Source organism: uncultured Anaerobiospirillum sp. (genome assembly GCF_902485895.1).
Classification (GTDB): domain Bacteria; phylum Pseudomonadota; class Gammaproteobacteria; order Enterobacterales; family Succinivibrionaceae; genus Anaerobiospirillum; species Anaerobiospirillum succiniciproducens.
Window position 1 is genome coordinate 1 of record NZ_CABTML010000073.1, and the last position, 18,928, is coordinate 18,928.

12 protein-coding genes are annotated in these 18,928 nt (G+C 42.5%); 6 read left to right on the forward strand and 6 right to left on the reverse strand.

The window, feature by feature from the left end:
• Nucleotides 1–339 precede the first annotated feature (339 nt).
• The 6 genes from RDO37_RS06115 to RDO37_RS06140 form a co-directional block, all read right to left on the reverse strand.
• Entirely contained in the window at nt 340–894 is a 555-nt protein-coding gene (locus tag RDO37_RS06115; protein ID WP_308498454.1) for an ABC-type transport auxiliary lipoprotein family protein, read from the reverse strand.
• 92 nt (nt 895–986) lie between these two features.
• Nucleotides 987–2,666, reverse strand: a complete 1,680-nt coding sequence (locus tag RDO37_RS06120; protein WP_308498455.1) for an MlaD family protein — start codon at nt 2,664–2,666, stop codon at nt 987–989.
• Nucleotides 2,667–2,840: 174 nt separating this feature from the next.
• Nucleotides 2,841–4,502 carry a paraquat-inducible protein A gene (locus RDO37_RS06125; protein WP_308498456.1) on the reverse strand — a complete coding sequence of 554 codons (1,662 nt, stop codon included), beginning with the start codon at nt 4,500–4,502 and terminating at the stop codon, nt 2,841–2,843.
• 541 nt (nt 4,503–5,043) lie between these two features.
• A complete protein-coding gene (gene nrdG / locus RDO37_RS06130; protein ID WP_308498457.1) occupies nt 5,044–5,571 on the reverse strand; it encodes an anaerobic ribonucleoside-triphosphate reductase activating protein in 528 nt (175 codons plus the stop codon).
• Nucleotides 5,572–5,749: 178 nt separating this feature from the next.
• Nucleotides 5,750–5,914, reverse strand: coding sequence for an anaerobic ribonucleoside-triphosphate reductase (gene nrdD / locus RDO37_RS06135; protein WP_156907589.1), 165 nt, complete (start codon nt 5,912–5,914; stop codon nt 5,750–5,752).
• 324 nt (nt 5,915–6,238) lie between these two features.
• A complete protein-coding gene (locus RDO37_RS06140; RefSeq protein WP_308498458.1) occupies nt 6,239–8,503 on the reverse strand; it encodes an anaerobic ribonucleoside triphosphate reductase in 2,265 nt (754 codons plus the stop codon).
• 747 nt (nt 8,504–9,250) lie between these two features.
• Between RDO37_RS06140 and earP the strand changes: the two genes are divergently transcribed.
• The 6 genes from earP (at nt 9,251) to RDO37_RS06170 (ending at nt 18,694) form a co-directional block, all read left to right on the forward strand.
• Nucleotides 9,251–10,507, forward strand: coding sequence for an elongation factor P maturation arginine rhamnosyltransferase EarP (earP, locus tag RDO37_RS06145; protein ID WP_308498459.1), 1,257 nt, complete (start codon nt 9,251–9,253; stop codon nt 10,505–10,507).
• A gap of 349 nt (nt 10,508–10,856) precedes the next feature.
• On the forward strand, nt 10,857–11,420 hold the full coding sequence (gene efp, locus RDO37_RS06150) for an elongation factor P (protein ID WP_027939921.1): 564 nt from the start codon (nt 10,857–10,859) through the stop codon (nt 11,418–11,420).
• Between the two features lie 1,729 nt (nt 11,421–13,149).
• Nucleotides 13,150–15,090: a tRNA uridine-5-carboxymethylaminomethyl(34) synthesis enzyme MnmG gene (gene mnmG, locus RDO37_RS06155; protein ID WP_308498460.1), complete on the forward strand. Its 1,941-nt coding sequence runs from the start codon at nt 13,150–13,152 to the stop codon at nt 15,088–15,090.
• Nucleotides 15,091–15,246: 156 nt separating this feature from the next.
• Complete coding sequence (gene rsmG / locus RDO37_RS06160) at nt 15,247–15,909, forward strand: 16S rRNA (guanine(527)-N(7))-methyltransferase RsmG (RefSeq protein WP_052339009.1); 663 nt, start codon at nt 15,247–15,249, stop codon at nt 15,907–15,909.
• Nucleotides 15,910–16,273: 364 nt separating this feature from the next.
• Nucleotides 16,274–17,125, forward strand: a complete 852-nt coding sequence (locus RDO37_RS06165) for a ParA family protein (protein WP_044121861.1) — start codon at nt 16,274–16,276, stop codon at nt 17,123–17,125.
• Between the two features lie 195 nt (nt 17,126–17,320).
• Entirely contained in the window at nt 17,321–18,694 is a 1,374-nt protein-coding gene (locus RDO37_RS06170; RefSeq protein ID WP_308498461.1) for a ParB/RepB/Spo0J family partition protein, read from the forward strand.
• Nucleotides 18,695–18,928 lie beyond the last annotated feature (234 nt).

An 18,928-nucleotide genomic window follows, 5' to 3' on the forward strand; every position in this document is an offset into this window, starting at 1 on the left:
ATCAGTGTGGTTTTGTTAAATCCTAGCAATTGCATGTTTCCTTAAAATTCGATAAACATGCGGTTTATAATATGTATGCTAGCTTTTAAATTTAACCCCCGTAAAATCGACCAAGTACTGGCTGCAGATAAGCTCATCGTGCTACGAAGAGCTGGGCATGAAAGAGTGTGGTTTTAGCTAGTGAGATCTTTAGATGCGATGATGCTTAGGAAGGATTTAATGCGCTCGATGAGGGGTGGCTTTTATTAGTTGTTGCCTATTAGTCCTATTAGTAAGTGTGACTGTTAGGTAGGCTTGCGAGCGCATTGAAGTGGGGTACAGAATGTAGTTTTGCGATAACTACTTTAGATTAAGCTTACGCATCTCATCTATAAGGTAGTTAACGCTCTTGATGTAATTAGCCTTTAAAGCTGTTACTAATGGGCCGTAACCATCTGCACTAATATCACTCTCAGATGAGTGAGAGCCTGTATAGATAACTTGATCGTTCTTAGGATCGATAATTTGCAAAGAGACACTTACGATACTTTTGCCATCAATAGTGCCTTGAAACTTTGGTACATAAAGCTTGTATTGGTAGTTCACAAACTTCTTATTTAATGAGGCCTTACTTAACTCATCAATAAAGATCACTCTTAGCTCATTGTCGAGATCCGCACTATAGCGATGATTCTTCGCAGGACGCAGTGATACGTCAGATATCTGCAGTACCACACCACCCTGATCAAGCACTGGAGCTAAATGCAGGCTCACATTGAGAGTAGATAAGTATGACTCAGGCTGCACATCCTGGGTTAAGGTATAGCGCTCAAAATTCACATCAGAGACATTGCCACAGGCAGTTAGCACAGTGCTTAAAAATGCACTAGTGAGTACAAGATTCAGTTTCTTCATAACGGGTTATAAGCCCCTTCTACTACCAATTGCTAAGAAGAAAGAGCTCTCTCCTTTTAACTTGTTAAGATAACACGATCCTATTTTAGGCACTACTTCTTTGGTGCGGTTGGAATAGGGTCATTTGGAGAGCCAAAGATAAGAGCCTTTGGACTCTGACCTGCCTCACTTACCACAGGTGAAATGTCTTGCAAGATCTGCTCAATGTTATGGAGGTTATGCTCAATAGACTTATAAAGATCAGTATCTGGACCATAGCCCTTTACTGACTTATTTAAATTCTCAAATGCCTCTGAGAGCTTCTCAATAACATTGGTACGCTTAACTGCAGTATTACTCTCAGTAAATGCATCCATAGCACCTGCAAAGGCCTTTAAGCTATTTTGCAGCTCGGTAGAGAAGCCAGCTACATCAAACTCATTGAGCTTCTCCATAAGCTGGTTGAGCTGATTATCAAGAGACTGCGATGGCTTGATAGGAATAACATTAATGCCTCTGTATGTCAGAAGTCCGTTCTTGCGCTCTACATACTGCATCTTCTTAAGATGGTCAGGCACAGTACACTTTTCCTTACCATTGGAGCTTAATTCAATCTGATTGTTAGCTATGATGAGATTGGCAGAACCGACGCCCGCACACAAATTATTTTTCTTGAGCAAGCCGTTTAAAGCCTCAGTAACATGATGACGGTTTAAAGAGTCGCTATCGATAGCGATCATTACAGGCAAGGCCTTAGCAGTAAAGACTTCTGAGTTATCATCAAACCATGGTGATTTAACAACCTCACCTACCTTCACTCCACGATAGTAAATCAATGAGCCTTGTTTAATGTTGTAAATTGAGTTCTCGAGCATCACAACGTACAAAAGTGAGCCGCCTAATGCTGAGATACGAGCATCCTCTCTCTTGTTATAAAGAGTAAAGACTGTATCGTTAGGAACTCTGACAGACTCTGATTGATTATCGATGAAGTTATCAAAAGAGATGCCGCCAGTTACTAAATTATCAATTGACTCAGTACGTACAGAAGCACCCGCAGGACTGAGCTCAAACTCAACGCCGGAGCTAATCCAGAACTTGGTATTGTGGTTAACTAAGGCATCATATGGCTCACGAATGAATGCACGGTAATGAATGCGCTGGCTATCAACATCGAGCTTACTTTCAGTAACAACACCGACATTAAAGCCTCTAAAGGAAACATTATCGCCTGATGAAATACGGAGTGGATCTTTAGAGAATAAAGAAACCAAAATGCCATTCTCTCCATCTTGTCTAACTGGAGGATCATCTAAGGCAACGAACTCAGAGGCATATTCAGCTGACTCTCCAATACTAAGCTGAATATATGCACCAGATAAAATTGTATCTAAGCCTGAAATACCAGCACTTTCAACACGAGGCTTAACGACCCAAAAGTCAGTATCTTTGCGCAAGAGGTCATCAGTGTTCTTATCCATCTGCACAGTCAAAATGGTCTTTTTGTAGTCAGGTGAGAGCACTACATCAGTCACCATACCTACGTTTACAGAACGCATCTTAACTAGAGTTTTACCCTCTTCAATACCAGATGCACTATTGGTTGTGATCTGAATAACTGGGCCCATATTGAGCATATGATTCCACAGCAGCAATGCCATTAGGATCATGGCAATAGCAGGCACAACCCAGACTAGAGAGATCTTCTTGCTCTTGTGCTCAATAGCTGAGCCTTTGCTCCCAACTTCCTGAGCCACTGCATTTTTCACAATGTTTTTCTGCGGTGTTGTCATAATCCTAATTAAGCGCTGATCCTCGATAACTTATCGAAGAGCTACAAGCGCCTACCTCCACCTAAAATCGGTTAAGAAAGTTATTCTTTTTTAAAGTAGCATCAGTCTTTAGAACATGCTGCACTGTGCAAGTCACAAAGTACTAGTTGCAGTGTTTCAATAAGACTTACTATGTTATTTGGTTTTAGCAGTTGTGATGCTCTCATCAGCTTTATCATCGCGTATAGCGATGGTAGCGCTGTTATGAGTACTCTTTGAGTTTGTAATTACATCAGAGCTGTCTCTGCTTGCACAATTGTTTTCTTTTGGTACAGAGTTATCGTTTGCTGATGCTGTTGTATTGCCATCTTGTAGCTTGTCTTTAGCACTCTCAAGATCTATAGATGCTTTTCTTGCATCTAAGCTTTGCTCAACTTGAGCTTCAGACTCATCAACAGCTACTTGGGATTGAGATTTCTCTGCAGCTTTAGCGTTAGATTTTTCAACTGCGTCTTGATAGGCCTTAGCTACATTTTCAATGCGAACTGGGCCTACTAGTGCTGCAGCAATTTCCTCTGCACGCTGCTCATATGTTTCCATATTGATCTTGGAGGTTTCATCTGTTTTATCGTCCTCCTCTTCAATATTGACCACGAGCTCGCCGTCTTTGTTAATAATGGAATCGCGATTTTTAGCAAGCGCAATATCCCATAACATACGCTCATCATATTCTTCTGCAGCTAGCATGGTCACTAATACGGTAAAGCAGAAGAACACTACTGCAATACCTGGACTGATAGTAAGCACACTCATGCGCACTACAGTAGCCATGATAATAACTACAAAGACGTCAATCATCGACCAACGTCCGATAAAAAGAATGATTCTGTACAGCTTGTTATAACGAGAAGGATAGCCTTTAAAGCCATACTTAGTGATATATAACAAGAGCAAGATACATAAGATCTTGGCAATTGGGATGCAGATAGAGGCAATCAAGATCACGCTTGCAACAAAGTATGAGCCCATGCCCCATAAAGAGATCACGCCATCAAGAATGTCTGAACCAACATTGGATCCCAAATAGTTGGTGAACATGATTGGATAGACATTACTAGGGATATATAAGATCACGGCTGCAATGAGTAGGGCAGCTGTCTTTTGATACATCATGACGGAGCGATTGTCATTAGAGTGTCCACAACGTGGGCATGTGTGCTCTCCACGATACAGATACTTATCATCAGCACATGAGATCTTACTTGACTCTAGCTCTTGATCAAGCTTATTTGACTTACGCCCTTTACGCTTATATACCATGCCACAGTGACGACACATAATCAGACCTTGATCAATGCCACGCATACCAACAGTAGCGTTACGCAGCTCTTCATCATGAGGTCTAATTAAGTTCCAGATCTTATAAGGACTGCCGTGGCTGTAGCACCAAACCATTAATACGGAAAAAACAATGGCAGAGGTGAAACCGGGGTGAAAGCTAATATCAGCTAAAGATACGAGCTTAATTAAACTCACCATAACACCTAATAAGAACACATCCACCATACAAAAGCGGTGGCAGAAAGTATAGGTATTAGCAATGAAGCGGTTAACTTTGAGCCCAAAGAACACTATACCTATAACTATCAAGTGCATGATAAGTGGGCAGCAAAAAGTAAAGAGCAAAAAGATTGCGACTAACAAAGACCAATTCTTATGCAGCACAAACACAATGGATGTAAGCGACATCGACTGTGAAATGCCCAAAGAGCTAATGGTCATGAATGGAAGCGTCACTGAGGTAAACAGCATAATGACAGATGCAATGGATACCACAGCTAAATTGTACAAAGACACGCGCGAGCCTGAACGCAATTCGCTCTTACATTGCGGACAAATGCAAGTAACTCCTTTTTTATAAGGAGGCACCTGAACCACTAGGTCACAGGCACGGCATAGCAGTTTTGACTTGTCTCTTTGCATCTTTGAAGCTCAGCAATAAGGACTCTTAAGACTCTGGAAAGCTTGCCCTACAGATCCCATGTATATAGGCACTAAAACCATAAAACAGCCATTATTCTACACAAAGAACAATCTACTCAACCAAAAATGTAATAAGTGACAGCTACACGAGAAAAAAAAGCCTATAACGCAATGCTGCAAAGAGCAGTTTAAAACGTGCATACACCATGAAATATCCTTAAAAACAATCATACCCAGATGCTTGAGCGCATCGACAATTGTCCTAAAAGGTGGAGCTGAGATGAGATGAGATGAGATGAGATGAGATGAGATGAGACAAGCTCCCAAAACTGCTCATTACTTAAGGAGCTCGAGGAGGGACTGCCCAAGGTTGTCTGATGCTATGTAGGTGCTCTTTGGGCAGGATGTTTATTCTTTAGACAAAGCCCTCAGCAAGCACCACCTGGCCTTCTTTAAGGCTCTTTTGAACATCAATGATGCGCTGATTAGTTGAGCCTCTAAAGTCGATATCCATAGATTGCTTAGACTCTACAAAAGGACCATCTACTAGTACATCTAAGAGCTCTAAGAGAGGCATATGTGACTTATCGGCAATGAGCTTATCGTAGGTATAGCCAGTATAGGTCCATAAAGAATAGCCTTCGCTTTTTAGTACCTTAGCTAAAACACTTAATGGCTCAGCTTGTAAAAAAGGCTCACCACCTGAGAAGGTAATGCCTGAGATCAAAGGATTTTGTTTGATCTCTTTGTAGAAGACTTTGAGTTTTACCTCAATACCGCCTTCAAGAGGCTGAGACTGTGGATTGTGACAGCCCTTACAGTGAAAAGGGCAGCCTTGAGTAAAGATGGTGTAACGAATGCCAGGGCCATCAACGATTGATTCGGCAACAGCGCCGGCAATACGAATGGTGGTGTTTTCTAAAGCTTTAAGTTGCTCGTCCATACCATGCCCCCATAAAATGACATTCTTTACCCATGATAATACACCTGCCAAAATAAATAGAGCTAGCTATCTATTTTCATGAGCAGTGTATTTCATAGAACAAAAAGAGGCTTTTAGCTACAGCCTCATGCTGTGTTAAAAGCCCCTCTTGATGCTAAACCTTGTTGGTAAGTCTTGCTTATGATCCTAGGTGTAGATGCTTAACGCGGTCGTTTACCTCAGCACGCTTGGCATCATTAAATCGATCTAGTGACCCCACTAAATATCCAGTCACTCGACGAATGCGCTCAAACTTAACACCTTTGCCCACAACTCCGTTGCAAGGTTGCATTCTGTTAACCATAAAGACTCCTGTTAATTCTCGCTTGTATGAGCCCATCTTAAAGAGCGAGGCTCGGTTACGAGACGGTGTCACTGACCTTAATTAGGTGCGATGGCCTGACTCAGATTGTAATAGTAGATCGCTTTTTGACGAGAGGATCACTTGCTGCGATCACAAAGCTGAATTTGTAATGTAGTACGCGTTTGTATCTTTTGATACTTGCAAAAGCAAAGCTTAATTTAAAGCACCACTGTATCTGACAAGATAAGCTCCCTTACCAGATGTCTTTTATATTTTAAGGTGGTGCTTAAGCTTAGGCTTTATACCATGCGATAAGCTTTAGCTTTAGCCTCGGCAGATGCAGTCGACGCCTAACTTGCTCAGACGCTCGATGGTTACGCCCTCACCGTCTTTACGTCCGCACTTAGGGCAAACATCATTAATCACACCAACATAGCCACATACTGGGCAGCGATCTACAGGGTGATTAATAGAGCCGTAGCCTACGCCACAGTCCTTCATGTAAAGCACGACACGCTCAAAAGCATCGATGTTCTTGTTTAAGTCACCATCCATCTCAATGTAGGAGATAGCGCCAGCATTGCATAGCTCATGGAATGGGCCCTCAATGCGAATCTTATCTGCAGCTGAGATGTTATGGTAAACAGGCACATGGAAGCTGTTGGTGTAGTAAGAACGATCGGTAACCCCCTTAATCTCACCGTAAATCTTACGGTCGATCTTCACAAAGCGACCTGAGAGACCTTCAGCTGGGGTTGAGAATAAGGAGAAGTTAAGACCGGTCTTTTGGGTTTGCTTATCAGTAAGCTCACGCATGTGCTTGATGATATCGAGACCGAGCTTATAAGCTTGCTCACTTTCACCATGATGCTGGCCAACTAAAGCCACTAAGCACTCAGCTAAGCCGATAAAGCCTACAGATAAAGAGCCATTCTTAATTACATCACGGATCTTGTCATCCCAGTGGAGACGATAAGAGTCAATCCAAACGCCCTGGCCCATTAAGAATGGGTAGTTGTACACATGCTTATCAGCAATAATCTCAAAACGATCTAAGAGCTGCTCAAAGACCATGTTGACCATGCGATCTAAAGACTCATAGAACTTGCTAATTGAGCCATGAGCCTCAATAGCTAAGCGAGGCAGGTTAATGGTGGTGAAGGATAAGTTACCACGGCCAGGAATAACTTGCTTTGTCTTATCGTAGTCATTACCAAAGACACGAGTACGGCAGCCCATAACTGCAACTTCAGTCTCAGGATGACCCTCAACATAGTACTGAGCATTGTATGGAGCATCTAGAAATGAGAAGTTAGGGAACAGACGCTTGGCGCTAACCTTACAAGCTAAACGGAACAGATCGTAGTTTGGATCGCCTGGCTTGGTATTGATTCCATCTTTAACTTTGAAGATCTGTACAGGGAAAATAGGAGTCTCGCCACCACCAAGACCAGCATCAGTCACTAAGAGTACATTTCTCATGATCATGCGCTGTTCTGGAGTGGTGCCAGTACCATAATTAATGGATGAGAATGGCACTTGAGCGCCAGCACGGCTTTGCATGGAGTTGAGGTTATGGATAACTGCTTCCATAGCCTGATAAGTCTCACGATTAGTAAGCTTATGCGCCTCCTCCATGGTGTATTTGAGGTTGTCCTCAAGATCCTCACCTGAGTACTTAATACCAAGGAGCTTCTTGACCTGCTGAGCTAGCTCATCTTGAGATTCATCGCAAAGAGCTGAGCCGTTCTTTTTATAAACGCTATCTACAAGCTCTTTAAGATCATCTAAATCAAGCTCGTCATTGCGCAGCACGATTTGAATAACCTTGCGTAAGTGCTTGTTATAGGACTTAACTACATATGGGGCTAAGTCATACTCAAACATTGGAATAGACTGGCCGCCATGCATATCGTTTTGGTTAGACTGAACAGCAATACATGATAAAGCGGCAGCTGACTGAATGGACTGTGGCTCACGTAAGAAACCATGGCCAGTGGAGAAACCACGGCTAAATAAGTCTGCAAGATTGATCTGACAGCAGTTAATGGTCAGTAAATAGAAATCTAAATCGTGAATGTGGATAGAGCCATTAGAGTGAGCAATGGAGTGCTCTGGCTTAAGCACGTAACGCTTAACAAAGTCCTTAGAACCCTCGGAGCCAAAACGCAGCATTAAGCCCATTGGAGCATTAGCATCGATATTGGCATTCTCTCTTTTTAAGTCCATATCAGCACTGGACTTAGAGGTCAGGTCACGATAGATCTTGGTAAGATCCGCATTGTAGGTACGAACATTAGTGCGCTGCTGACGGTACAAGATAAAATTCTTGGCCTCATCAGACAGATTGCGCTTAATGAGCACACGCTCAATGACGTCTTGGGTATTCTCAACGGTAGGTACTACATCATCGCGATCTTCAATTTGTAAGACCACTTCTTCAGTAAGACTATCAATGAGGTCTTGATCAACTACATAGCCTTGCTCTTCACTATGAGCGGATATCATCGACTTTTTGATGGCATTAGCAATCTTATTACGATTAAAGGCTACCTTGCGTCCGTCGCGCTTTACGATATATCCGATCATACCTACCTCTACTTGACACTAAACAAAGAACCCCAAAGTAGATGCACTTATCTAATAAAAGAGCGTATCTATCCACTCATTACTTAGATAACAGCTTTACACATAAAGCCTCGAGCGATTCCCCACAGACCTATGCACATGGCACATGTTTCCCACTACGCTTAGCTCTATAAGCTCACAGTAGTGTTTTTCACTAAACAGTTCTGCAAGAAAGCTTGATTAAGCACTAACTTTTGCCTGCTAGCTCATGGTAATTGTTGGATTAACAAGCTAGGTTAAATCATTAGATCCTTTGCTCACCTAAGTGCTTGAACATAAAGTTCATGACGCTTAAGTGCTAAAAACAAGCCACCCCATCAGTCACAACAACCATAGGCAAAAAGCGCTTAAATATGCGCTTTTAACCAATAAAAACAGGGCAAACCAAACTATTTATTTTGCGCTAATTGCGATTTTTTTTCAATAGAAATCGCACTAGCGTAGGGTATCAGTTTTTGACTTGCTCTTAGCTAACTATGACTGCTGTTGGCAACACCGCTATCGTACTCTTAATCAGAGTAGAAACACTCACGTCTGCAATAACATTGTGTAATCAGCATATTTATGCGCTTTATTGAGAGACATAGCTGTATAAGAAAGCCTAGATGACGTAGCTTAGGCAGACTTAGTTGTTTTTAGTTAGGCTGTGGGGTGCGTGCTAAACTGTTGGCAGTTTCAGGTGAAGGAGCTTAATAAGTAGGTTTGCTTATGATTAGTCTTGATATCTTTTGCGATGTAATCGACAACTATGGCGATGCTGGTGTTTGTCTGCACTTAGCTCGCACTATGAGTCACAAGGACTTTAAGGTACGTCTGTTTTGTAACAACATGAGTGTCCTAGAGCGCATTTGCAATGAGCACGACTATGAAAATGAGAATCTGAGCTTTGAAAACTGGGAGCAGCCGCTTGAACACTATGAAGCCGCGATGTGTGTTATCAATGCTTTTGGCTGCCATTTTGACAAGCAAACCCACGAGACACTATTAAATAAACCACAAGCACTCATCATCCATCTAGAGTACCTCAGTGCCGAAGATTGGGTTGAAGATTGCCACTCGCTGCCATCCTTTGTTGATGGTCTCACCACTCACTACTTCTTCCCTGGTTTTACCTCTAAAACAGGCGGTTTAAACATTGATAAGGACTTAACAAATAAGTGTATTCCACATCTTGCTAAACTCTACACTAAACTTACTTGCCCACAAGGTTGCGATGAGGCAAAGACTAAGTCTTTAAGTAGTAATGAGCTATGCTCAAAGCTTAACGCCAACGCCGAAGCAACAAGGGTTATTTCCTTGTTTGGCTATGAGAACAAAGCTGTGGGAAACATTGTTAAGAGCCTATCAGATTGTGGGAAAAACACACTTATTAAGGTCTTTGAGGGCTTGTGTCTAGATAATATCAATGCCCTGTATCAGTGGGATCTTAAAGTTGGCCAAATAAAAGAGGTGGGAAACAATCTAAGTATTGAAGCTATAGCCATGGTGGGACATGATGAGTATGACGACATCCTCGTAAGCTCCGACTTTAACTTAGTTAGAGGCGAGGATAGCATTGTCAGAGCCATGCATACAGGTAATCCTTTCTTGTGGCATATCTATCCTCAAGATGAAGGGGCACATATCATCAAGCTAAAATCTTTCCTTGAACGTATGCGTACTATCCTCAAAGTAGAAATCCCAACTCTTGAGTCAGAACCAAATAAGCTAGAGTTACTCCATCACGGTCTTAAATTTATCGCCATTGACGCACATACAGCTGATGCCATGGTAGATGAGATTAGTCAGGTGATGATTGCCTACAATGAGGCTGAACCATGGCCAGAGAGCTTTGATTTTAATGGCTTTGTTGAGCGCAATGCCGCTGCTTTTTATAACCTAGCTGTTTATCTCAATGGTAGAACCAATCTTTCTCAATCATTATGTGAGTTCATTATGAGCAAAATTGGCTCTAAGCTCGCTTAAGAATGCCCTTTCTTCTCAAATTGCTTTGAAAAGGATTAGGCAAATAGGGTATAATAGAGGGCTGTCACATTAACCTGTGGTAAGTACAGGACTTTGGGTGACAATGATTTTTAGCGCTCATATAGGTCTTGAAGAGATCTTCATGAGGGCCAGTGCTCAGATCATTTAGATCTCTGTGCACGTACCGACTTTAATTATGGCGATGCAGTTTTACACTTAACTGAATTGCTCATATAGTCAGTTACAGCTCCGCTTTGGCGGTCAGAAACACAACCCTGCAGCCTAGTTTAAGGCTCAGGTAGTAAGCATCCGACTCTTGACGGGCGGATCTCAAGTAGGAAGTAATTTCATGAAGATTGCACAAGAAATTCGTGCCGGTAACGTAATCATGCTCAACGGCAACCCAATGGTTGTTCAGAAGACTGAGTACAACAAGTCAGGTCGTAACGCCGCTGTTGTTAAGATGAAGCTCAAGAGCTTACTCTCTGATGCCGGTACCGAGACCGTTTTCCGTGCTGATGACCGTATCGATGACGTTATCTTAGAGCGCAAGGACTGCACCTACTCTTACTTCAACGATCCACTCTACGTATTCATGGACGAAGAGTTCAACCAGTACGACATCGAGAAGGACAACTTAGGTGATGTTTTAAACTACCTCGTTGACGGTATGGAAGACGTTTGCCAGGTTACCTTCTACAATGGCAAGGCTATCTCTGTTGAGTTACCTATCACCATCGTTCGTGAGGTTGAGTACACCGAGCCTGCAGTTCGTGGCGATACCTCTGGTAAGGTTACCAAGCCTGCTCGTTTAGCTGGCACTGGTTACGAGCTCTCAGTTCCTGAGTTCGTAAACATCGGCGACCGTATCGAAATCGATACCCGCACCAACGAGTTCAAGAAGCGCGTTTAATTAACTCGTCTTCACTCAAGCGTCTTGTATGAGACGAAAAGATACCCTGCTAGTCAGGGTATTTTTTTGCCCGCTCCACAGCTAAATCACTTCAACTTCAAATCAAACTCAGCCCCACAGCAGCACCATCATACCAATGCTGTTAATTGCTCTTAGATAAAACAACATCTAAGCAAAGCCAATAAATCTCAGAATCCCACAAGCTAACGCGCACGAAAGCTCACGTTTTAAACAAGCTAATCACCATAATTTGCCACACAACATCTGCACATATACAAGGGGGCATAACCAGCACTCATGTTTGCCACTCTAACAAAGTTATGATGCTAGCTACTACTTACTTAAAAGTGACTGCTTTAAACCCAAGCTCTGAGATCGCAAGTGACAAGTTCAGGCTCCCTTACCATATTGAAAAGCGATCACAAGAGAGCGATCTCACAAAAGCAACAATACTTATGATCTGTGGGCAAGTTGTTGTAATTTTTGTGATCTCACATGTGGTTTTTGCTGTTAATCAACAGTGGATTGACAGTGGGATCTTGCCCTAGTGGGAAAGGCTCATCAGGAAAGTCAGCACTATCCCGATCATAACTCACAACAATTTAACATTTGAGATCGTTGATTTAATGCGGCTTTAGCGCACTTTTCCACTGTTTTGAGGCCTAATAAGAAGAAGAGATCTATCTAATACAAAGATCTATATTATTTATAGATCTTAATAGTGATCCCCAAAATCTGTGAGATCTTAAAATCCCTAATTGAGATCGTGGCACACAAACATAAGATCTCAACTCTGATCTTTTTAAGATCTTACGATCTTAATCTTTTAGCCCACGATCTTAGATCTGAGATCTTATCTTTAAGATCTTATTTCAATGCGTCGGCAGTAGATCGCAAAGTAGATCCTTTTACGATCTTAGTATTACCAATCTATCAAAATCTTGTTTAGCTTCTATAGCCTAAAGGCATTACTTAAGCTAAGGATCATCTTTGAGATCTTAGCTTTGGCTTGTGTAGTAACTCTAATTAAGATCTTATCTACTGCTTGATTAGTTAGCTTTTGAAGCAGTGAGTAGTGATTAATGCTGTCTAGCTTGTTTTTGTTTTCTGTGGTTTTGTTTTTGTCTTATAGATCTGCAGCTTTGATTGTTCAGATGAATTTTATTTGCTACTACTCATAAAAGTGTCATGAGGTTAGTTTGCTACTTGAGCTTCTTTAGCTTATTTGCTGCAATTAAGATCTGGCCATTTACGTGTGGGGGCGGCTAAAATTTTTAGGCTGCAAATGGCTTGAGCATGGGTGTGGAGTAGGGCTTGTTTTTTTATGTGGCCATTGGCTACTTGATTACTTTAGTTTAAGGCTAGGCACTACTTAGAGTACTTAAGTTGCCGCGAGCACTTAGGATCGCAATTGAAGGGAAAAAGTTTTTGCTGATAAGGGTGTTAAAAATCTCATTTGCAAGCTAAATATGCGTTAAAATAGCGCCCGCTCATTGCGTACTTGGACTTTTATAAGTCTATTGGTGATTTTAGATAGCGTAGGGTATTTAAGAACAATAGTTTTCATTGGTCTTAAGTAAGTGCGTACGAGCAATGGATTCGCTGTACGGGCCGTGAAATAGGTCGTGCTTAGATTGCGTTAGGCGACTTACCGAAAGGCGACATGATTTAAACCCAAAATTCTACTTGCAAGCATAAGCTTGTGGGTTCTTACTAAAATGAGGTTGCCATGTCTTTTAGAGAGTTTGATGTCATTGTTGTTGGCGCTGGCCATGCTGGTATTGAAGCTGCTGGTGCTGCAGCTCGTATGGGCTGCAAGACTTTGCTGTTAACTCACAATCTAGAAACTGTCGGTGAGATGTCCTGCAATCCTGCTTTCGGTGGTATTGGCAAGGGCCACTTACTGCGTGAAATTGATGCTATGGGTGGCATTTGCCCACAGGCTATTGATAGAGCAGGTATTCAGTTTAGAACCTTAAACTCATCTAAGGGCCCTGCTGTTAGAGCTACTCGTGCTCAAACCGATCGTCACCTGTATAAGGATGTAATGCGTAAGACCTTAGCCTCTTACCAAAACCTTACCTTATTCCAACAGCCATGTACTAAGCTGCTCTTTGATGGTGATACTTTATGCGGTGTTAATACTGCAGCTGATATTGAGTTTTATGCCAAGGCTGTCATCATCTGTGCCGGCACCTTCTTGAATGGACTTATCCACATTGGACTCAATCACTATCAAGGTGGTCGTGCAGGTGATCCTGCCTCTATTTCTTTAGCAGAGAACTTAAAGGAAATCGGTCTTAAGCAGGGTCGTTTAAAGACTGGTACTCCAGCTCGCTTAGTCGCAGATACCATCGACTACTCCAAAATGCAGCGCCAAGAGCCTGAGCATCCGCTACCAGTATTCTCTTTCATGGATGACAACTCGGTTCTGCCAGAGCAGGTATGCTGCCATATTACTCATACTAATGAGCGTACCCATGACATCATTCGCTCAGGTTTAGATCGTAGCCCGCTGTACTCAGGTGTAATTCAGTCAACTGGTCCTCGCTACTGTCCTTCTATTGAAGATAAAATTGTCCGCTACCCAGATCGTAGCGCTCACCAGATCTTTGTTGAGCCAGAGGGATTAACCTCACCTCTTATTTATCCGAACGGTATTTCCACTTCTCTTCCATACGATATTCAAGAGAAGTTCATTCACTCTATTGAGGGCTTTGAGAACGCTATTATTGCGCGTCCAGGCTATGCAATTGAGTATGACTTCTATGACCCACGTGAACTGTCAGTTACCATGCAGTCTAAGAAGGTCAAGGGTCTGTTCTTAGCAGGTCAGATTAATGGTACTACTGGCTATGAAGAGGCTGCAGCTCAAGGTCTTTTAGCTGGTATCAATGCCGCACTCTTTGTACAAGGTAAGGAGTCTTGGTTCCCATCCCGCAATACAGCCTACATGGGCGTAATGATGGATGACCTGTGCACCTTAGGCACTAAAGAGCCATACCGCATGTTCACTTCACGTGCTGAGTACCGTCTGATTTTACGTGAGGACAATGCAGATATTCGTCTCACCCCAACTGCACGTGATTTAGGCATCATCTCTGATGAGCGCTATAAGGCATTTGAAGAGAAGCAAACTCAGATCGAGCGTGAAAAGGCTCGTCTGCGTGAGACCTTAGTAAAGCCAAGTTCTCAGATGGGCCAGAGCATCAACAAGATCTTAAATAACGCCCTGTCCAAAGAGCAGACTTTAGAGGTGCTGCTGCGTCGACCTGAGTCTCGCTTAAAGCCACTGTTAGAGGCAGCAGGCTTAGAGCCAATTGCTACCTTGCCTCAAGCAGAAGAGCAAGTTGAGATTCAGGTGCGCTATCAAGGTTATCTTGAGCATGAGCTTGAGGAGATTAAAAAGCGCGAGCTTAATGAAAAGACTCTGCTACCGCAGAAGTTTGACTACAGAACTATCTCTTCTTTATCAAACGAGGTTGCCCAAAAGCTCAATGAGTTTATGCCAGAGACCTTAGGTATGGCCTCACGTATTTCAGGTGTAACACCAGCTGCGATCTCTATCTTGCTCGTACACTTAAAGAAGCTCGGTCTGTTAAATCGTCAGCCTGATCCATCCTTGATGGCTACTTCAGAGGCAGTATCTGGCGCTATTATTAAAGAGTAGCGCTTAAGTGATTATCTTGGTCATAGCAGCTAAAGAGCAGTAGATGTAGCTATCCGTAAGAGTATGGATCTGAACATACTCACGCTGCTATGGCCATGTATAACTAATTAGCACAACGCTTAATATCTCACTTTATCGTTTGTACAAGGAATGCATATGGCCTCTAAGGTTGCTCCGTTTAATTTTGATGACACCAAAAGCTATCTGATGTCCTTGTTTGGACAAACATCTTTAAGTATTACTGATGAGCAACTTGAAAAGCTCACCATCATCTTAGAGATGCTCAACACTTGGAACTCAGCCTTAAACTTAACTGCTATTCGCGATGTTAAGCAGATGGCCGTATTGCACATTCTCGATAGTGCGGTAGCTGCGCCTGTAGTTGCTTCAGTTGAGGGGGTTAAGCATGTTGCAGATGTGGGAACTGGTGCAGGCTTCCCTGGATTAGTTCTGGCTGTGCTTCATCCTGAGCTTAACTTTACCCTGATTGATTCTGTAGGTAAGAAGCTTTCATTTGTTCGTCAGGTATCAGCTCGCTTAAAGCTGAGCAATGTTGAGATGATCAACAAGCGCTGTGAGGAAATTGAGCATGAGCCTTTTGATTGCATCGTGAGCCGTGCTTTTGCTCCAATTGAGCGTATGGTGTCATGGTGTCTGCCATTGTTAAAAGACGATGGTCGTTTCGTGGCGATGAAGGCTAACTTAGAGCAAGAAGAACTCGATGCTATTCCTAGCTCAGTAGAGATTGAGCGTATTGAAGAGCTCCACGTTCCTGAGTGTGATGCTAAGCGTCAGGCTGTTGTGCTCAAGAAAGTTTAAGCAAACATTTAGTGCTAAAGGCTAGTAACGTTTAACGTGGGTGCTAGCTGCTTAATGACATCTTGCCCACTTCAGTCTTTGGTGCATAGCGTCCTTGTGTACAGATGCTTGGTTCTTTTACAAAAAAGATAGGCTAAAGTGCACTAGATTTGATTGATGCTTTACAAATGTTTACAAGCGTCATGAGTATCACAGTGCGAATCTTTTAGATGTGCTAAAGTAGTATGTTGGTATGCAAGTATGCCTGTAAGACTTTGTTTACAAGCAAGAGCATACTTAAAGAGAGTATCTAAGTGTGCTGGGGTTGCCTCATGCTTATGGCAGTCTCAAGCAAGAGTTAACTTATCCGATCTCAGGTAATAATATGGCTAAAATCATTGCTATCGCTAATCAGAAAGGCGGTGTCGGCAAGACTACAACTTGTGTGAACTTAGCTGCCTCTTTGGCTGCTATGGAAAAGGCCGTTTTGGTTATTGACTCTGATCCTCAGGGTAATGCCACTATGGCTAGTGGTATTGATAAGTTCAACTTAGAATGCTCTATTTGCAATGTGCTGCTTGATGATGTGGATATCCGCGAGGCTCTCATTACTCACACCTCGGGCGGTTTCCATTTAATTCCAGCTGACGAGGACTTAACCGAGGCTGAGGTTAAGCTTATTGATAAGTACATGCGTGAAGTTCGTTTAAAGAACGCCATTGCACTTATCAAGGATAATTACGATTACATCCTCATTGACTGCCCTCCATCTTTAAACCTCTTAACTGTAAATGCCATGTGTGCAGCTGACTGTATCTTAGTTCCGCTGCAGTGTGAGTACTTTGCACTTGAGGGCTTAACTCTGCTTATCGACACTGTAGATCAGCTCGCTCGCGTAGCTAACCCACACTTAAGAATCGAGGGTATTTTACGTACCATGTACGATCCTCGTAATCGTCTTGCTGTGGATGTGTCACGTGATTTAGAAGTAAGCTTTGGCGATCTCGTTTACAAGACTATCATTCACCGTAATGTGCGCTTAGCTGAGGCCCCAAGCTTCGGTAAGCCAGTTATCTACTATGACAAGTCTTCTAAGGGCGCTACAAACTACATTCAGCTCGCCTCAGAGATCGTAGAGAAAGATAAGCTTGAGTCTGAGCGTATTGCTGCTAAGGTACGTAAAGAGGCAGCAAAGGTTAAAAAGCCAGCTGCACGACCTGCAGTTAAGACAAAGTAGCTCTTAGTAGTTACTTTTGCCTGATATCACTTGCCCTTTTAAAAACGTCAATGGCTGAGCTTGCTACTTTTAGTTCATACATTGGCGTTATATTTTCTTAGCGCACCCCATGGCCTTACGAGTAGCTTATACATCGGCCGTGGAGATCAACATCTTGCTACTATCTTTGCTATTTCGTTGCTATTGGAGTCAAACATGGCCGGTTTGGGAAGAGGTTTAAGCGCCTTGCTCAGTCAGAGCGCTGAAAAGTCTGCTCGTAATTCTGATGGTAAATCCACAAGGGTAAATCGACTTCTTCAACGCTCCTTAGCTCATGCTCAAGGCCAAGATGAGTATGATGAGAGCGCTCCTAGTGCTTTAAATACTCAAAAGCACCTGCCTCAAGATGCAATCAAGAGCGCTACAGCACAAGAAGATCCATCAAATAGTTTTGAGAAAATGCATGAAGCTGCAAAAGAGAGCCTCAATGCGGCTGATGATATCGCTAAAGGATCAAAGAACAAGGCTAAAAAGTCTTTAAAGCAAGGCAAAGATAAGCACAAATCAAATCTTAAGAGTGAGCGTAAAGACAATAAGAACAATGATCCTGAGAAGGTAGGTAGCTTTGGCGTAGGTGCCTTCGGTGCTGAGGCAATAGCAGATACTATGGATGCTCAAGATGCTTCTTTGAGTACTACGAGCAGTAGAACTGATGAGAGTATGAATAATGTGGTTCATGATCTCTCCATTGATAAGCTGCGTCCATCTCAGTATCAGCCACGTACCCATTTTGATGAAAAGGCTATCTTAGAGTTATCTGAGTCGATTGCTACACACGGTTTATTAGAGCCTTTGTTAGTCAAGAAGATTGGTGACGACATCTACGAAATCATCTGCGGTGAACGTCGTTTTAGAGCTGCTAAAGAAGCTAAGCTTGAGTCAGTACCTTGCCTCATTCGTGATGTCACTGATGATAAGGGCTATGCTATTGCTCTCATTGAGAACTTACAGCGCGAAGATCTCAATCCTGTAGAAATGGCTATTGCTATCGATCAGATGATGCAAGAGTGCAATATGACACAAGATGATGTAGCTAAGGATATCGGTAAGTCTCGTTCTACCGTAGCTAATCTCTTGCGTGTACTTAAATTAGAGGATGAGCCTCTTGCTTGTCTGCGTGCCAACAAGATCGACCTAGGTCATGCCAAGCTGTTATTGTCTTTATCAGGTCGCCATCAGGTTGAGGCATGCCGTACTATTATCAAGAAAGCTCTGTCAGTGCGTGGTACAGAGGCTTACATTAAAGAGCTGCAGCAAAAACAAGACAAGAAAGACAAATCGTCTCATTCAGATAAAGAAAAATCCAAAAAATCAGAAGATCTGTATTTGGAGCTGTTAAGCAAGCTCGAAAAGAGCGTATCAGACAGGCTTGGTGGCTGTAAGGCTAAGTTTAAGCATCAGCATGATGGCAAAGGCTCTTTAGTTTTAAGCTATTCTTCACAAGATGAGCTGAGCAAGATCATTAAGGCTTTAGGTCTGAGTGTAGTAAGTTCTCAAGCTGGTGATGTGATCGCTACAGATGATAAGTAGCAAGATCAGCTAGTGCAGATAAGGAGTGTCTGCATATAGCTGTACTTTGCGTGAAAGCCTTATAGAATCAAGATTTTATCCACAAAATTTTGAAATCATATCCACAGAATTTCAAAAAAGTATTTACACAAAATTAAATACACTTTTAGGCAGTTTCTAAGATAAACTCGGAGTTATACTACGTGAGTCGCTCAGATCTTTTGCCTAGTTTTTTATGGCCAAAGATCAAGCTGA

Excerpts from the sequence above, each read along its gene's own strand:
- RDO37_RS06170 (WP_308498461.1), top strand. The coding sequence starts at position 17,321 with ATGGCCGGTTTGGGAAGAGGTTTAAGCGCCTTGCTCAGTCAGAGCGCT.
- rsmG (WP_052339009.1), top strand. The coding sequence starts at position 15,247 with ATGGCCTCTAAGGTTGCTCCGTTTAATTTTGATGACACCAAAAGCTAT.
- RDO37_RS06115 (WP_308498454.1), bottom strand. The coding sequence starts at position 894 with ATGAAGAAACTGAATCTTGTACTCACTAGTGCATTTTTAAGCACTGTG.
- nrdD (WP_156907589.1), bottom strand. The coding sequence starts at position 5,914 with ATGGTTAACAGAATGCAACCTTGCAACGGAGTTGTGGGCAAAGGTGTT.
- RDO37_RS06120 (WP_308498455.1), bottom strand. The coding sequence starts at position 2,666 with ATGACAACACCGCAGAAAAACATTGTGAAAAATGCAGTGGCTCAGGAA.
- RDO37_RS06165 (WP_044121861.1), top strand. The coding sequence starts at position 16,274 with ATGGCTAAAATCATTGCTATCGCTAATCAGAAAGGCGGTGTCGGCAAG.
- nrdG (WP_308498457.1), bottom strand. The coding sequence starts at position 5,571 with ATGGACGAGCAACTTAAAGCTTTAGAAAACACCACCATTCGTATTGCC.
- efp (WP_027939921.1), top strand. The coding sequence starts at position 10,857 with ATGAAGATTGCACAAGAAATTCGTGCCGGTAACGTAATCATGCTCAAC.
- earP (WP_308498459.1), top strand. The coding sequence starts at position 9,251 with ATGATTAGTCTTGATATCTTTTGCGATGTAATCGACAACTATGGCGAT.
- RDO37_RS06140 (WP_308498458.1), bottom strand. The coding sequence starts at position 8,503 with ATGATCGGATATATCGTAAAGCGCGACGGACGCAAGGTAGCCTTTAAT.
- mnmG (WP_308498460.1), top strand. The coding sequence starts at position 13,150 with ATGTCTTTTAGAGAGTTTGATGTCATTGTTGTTGGCGCTGGCCATGCT.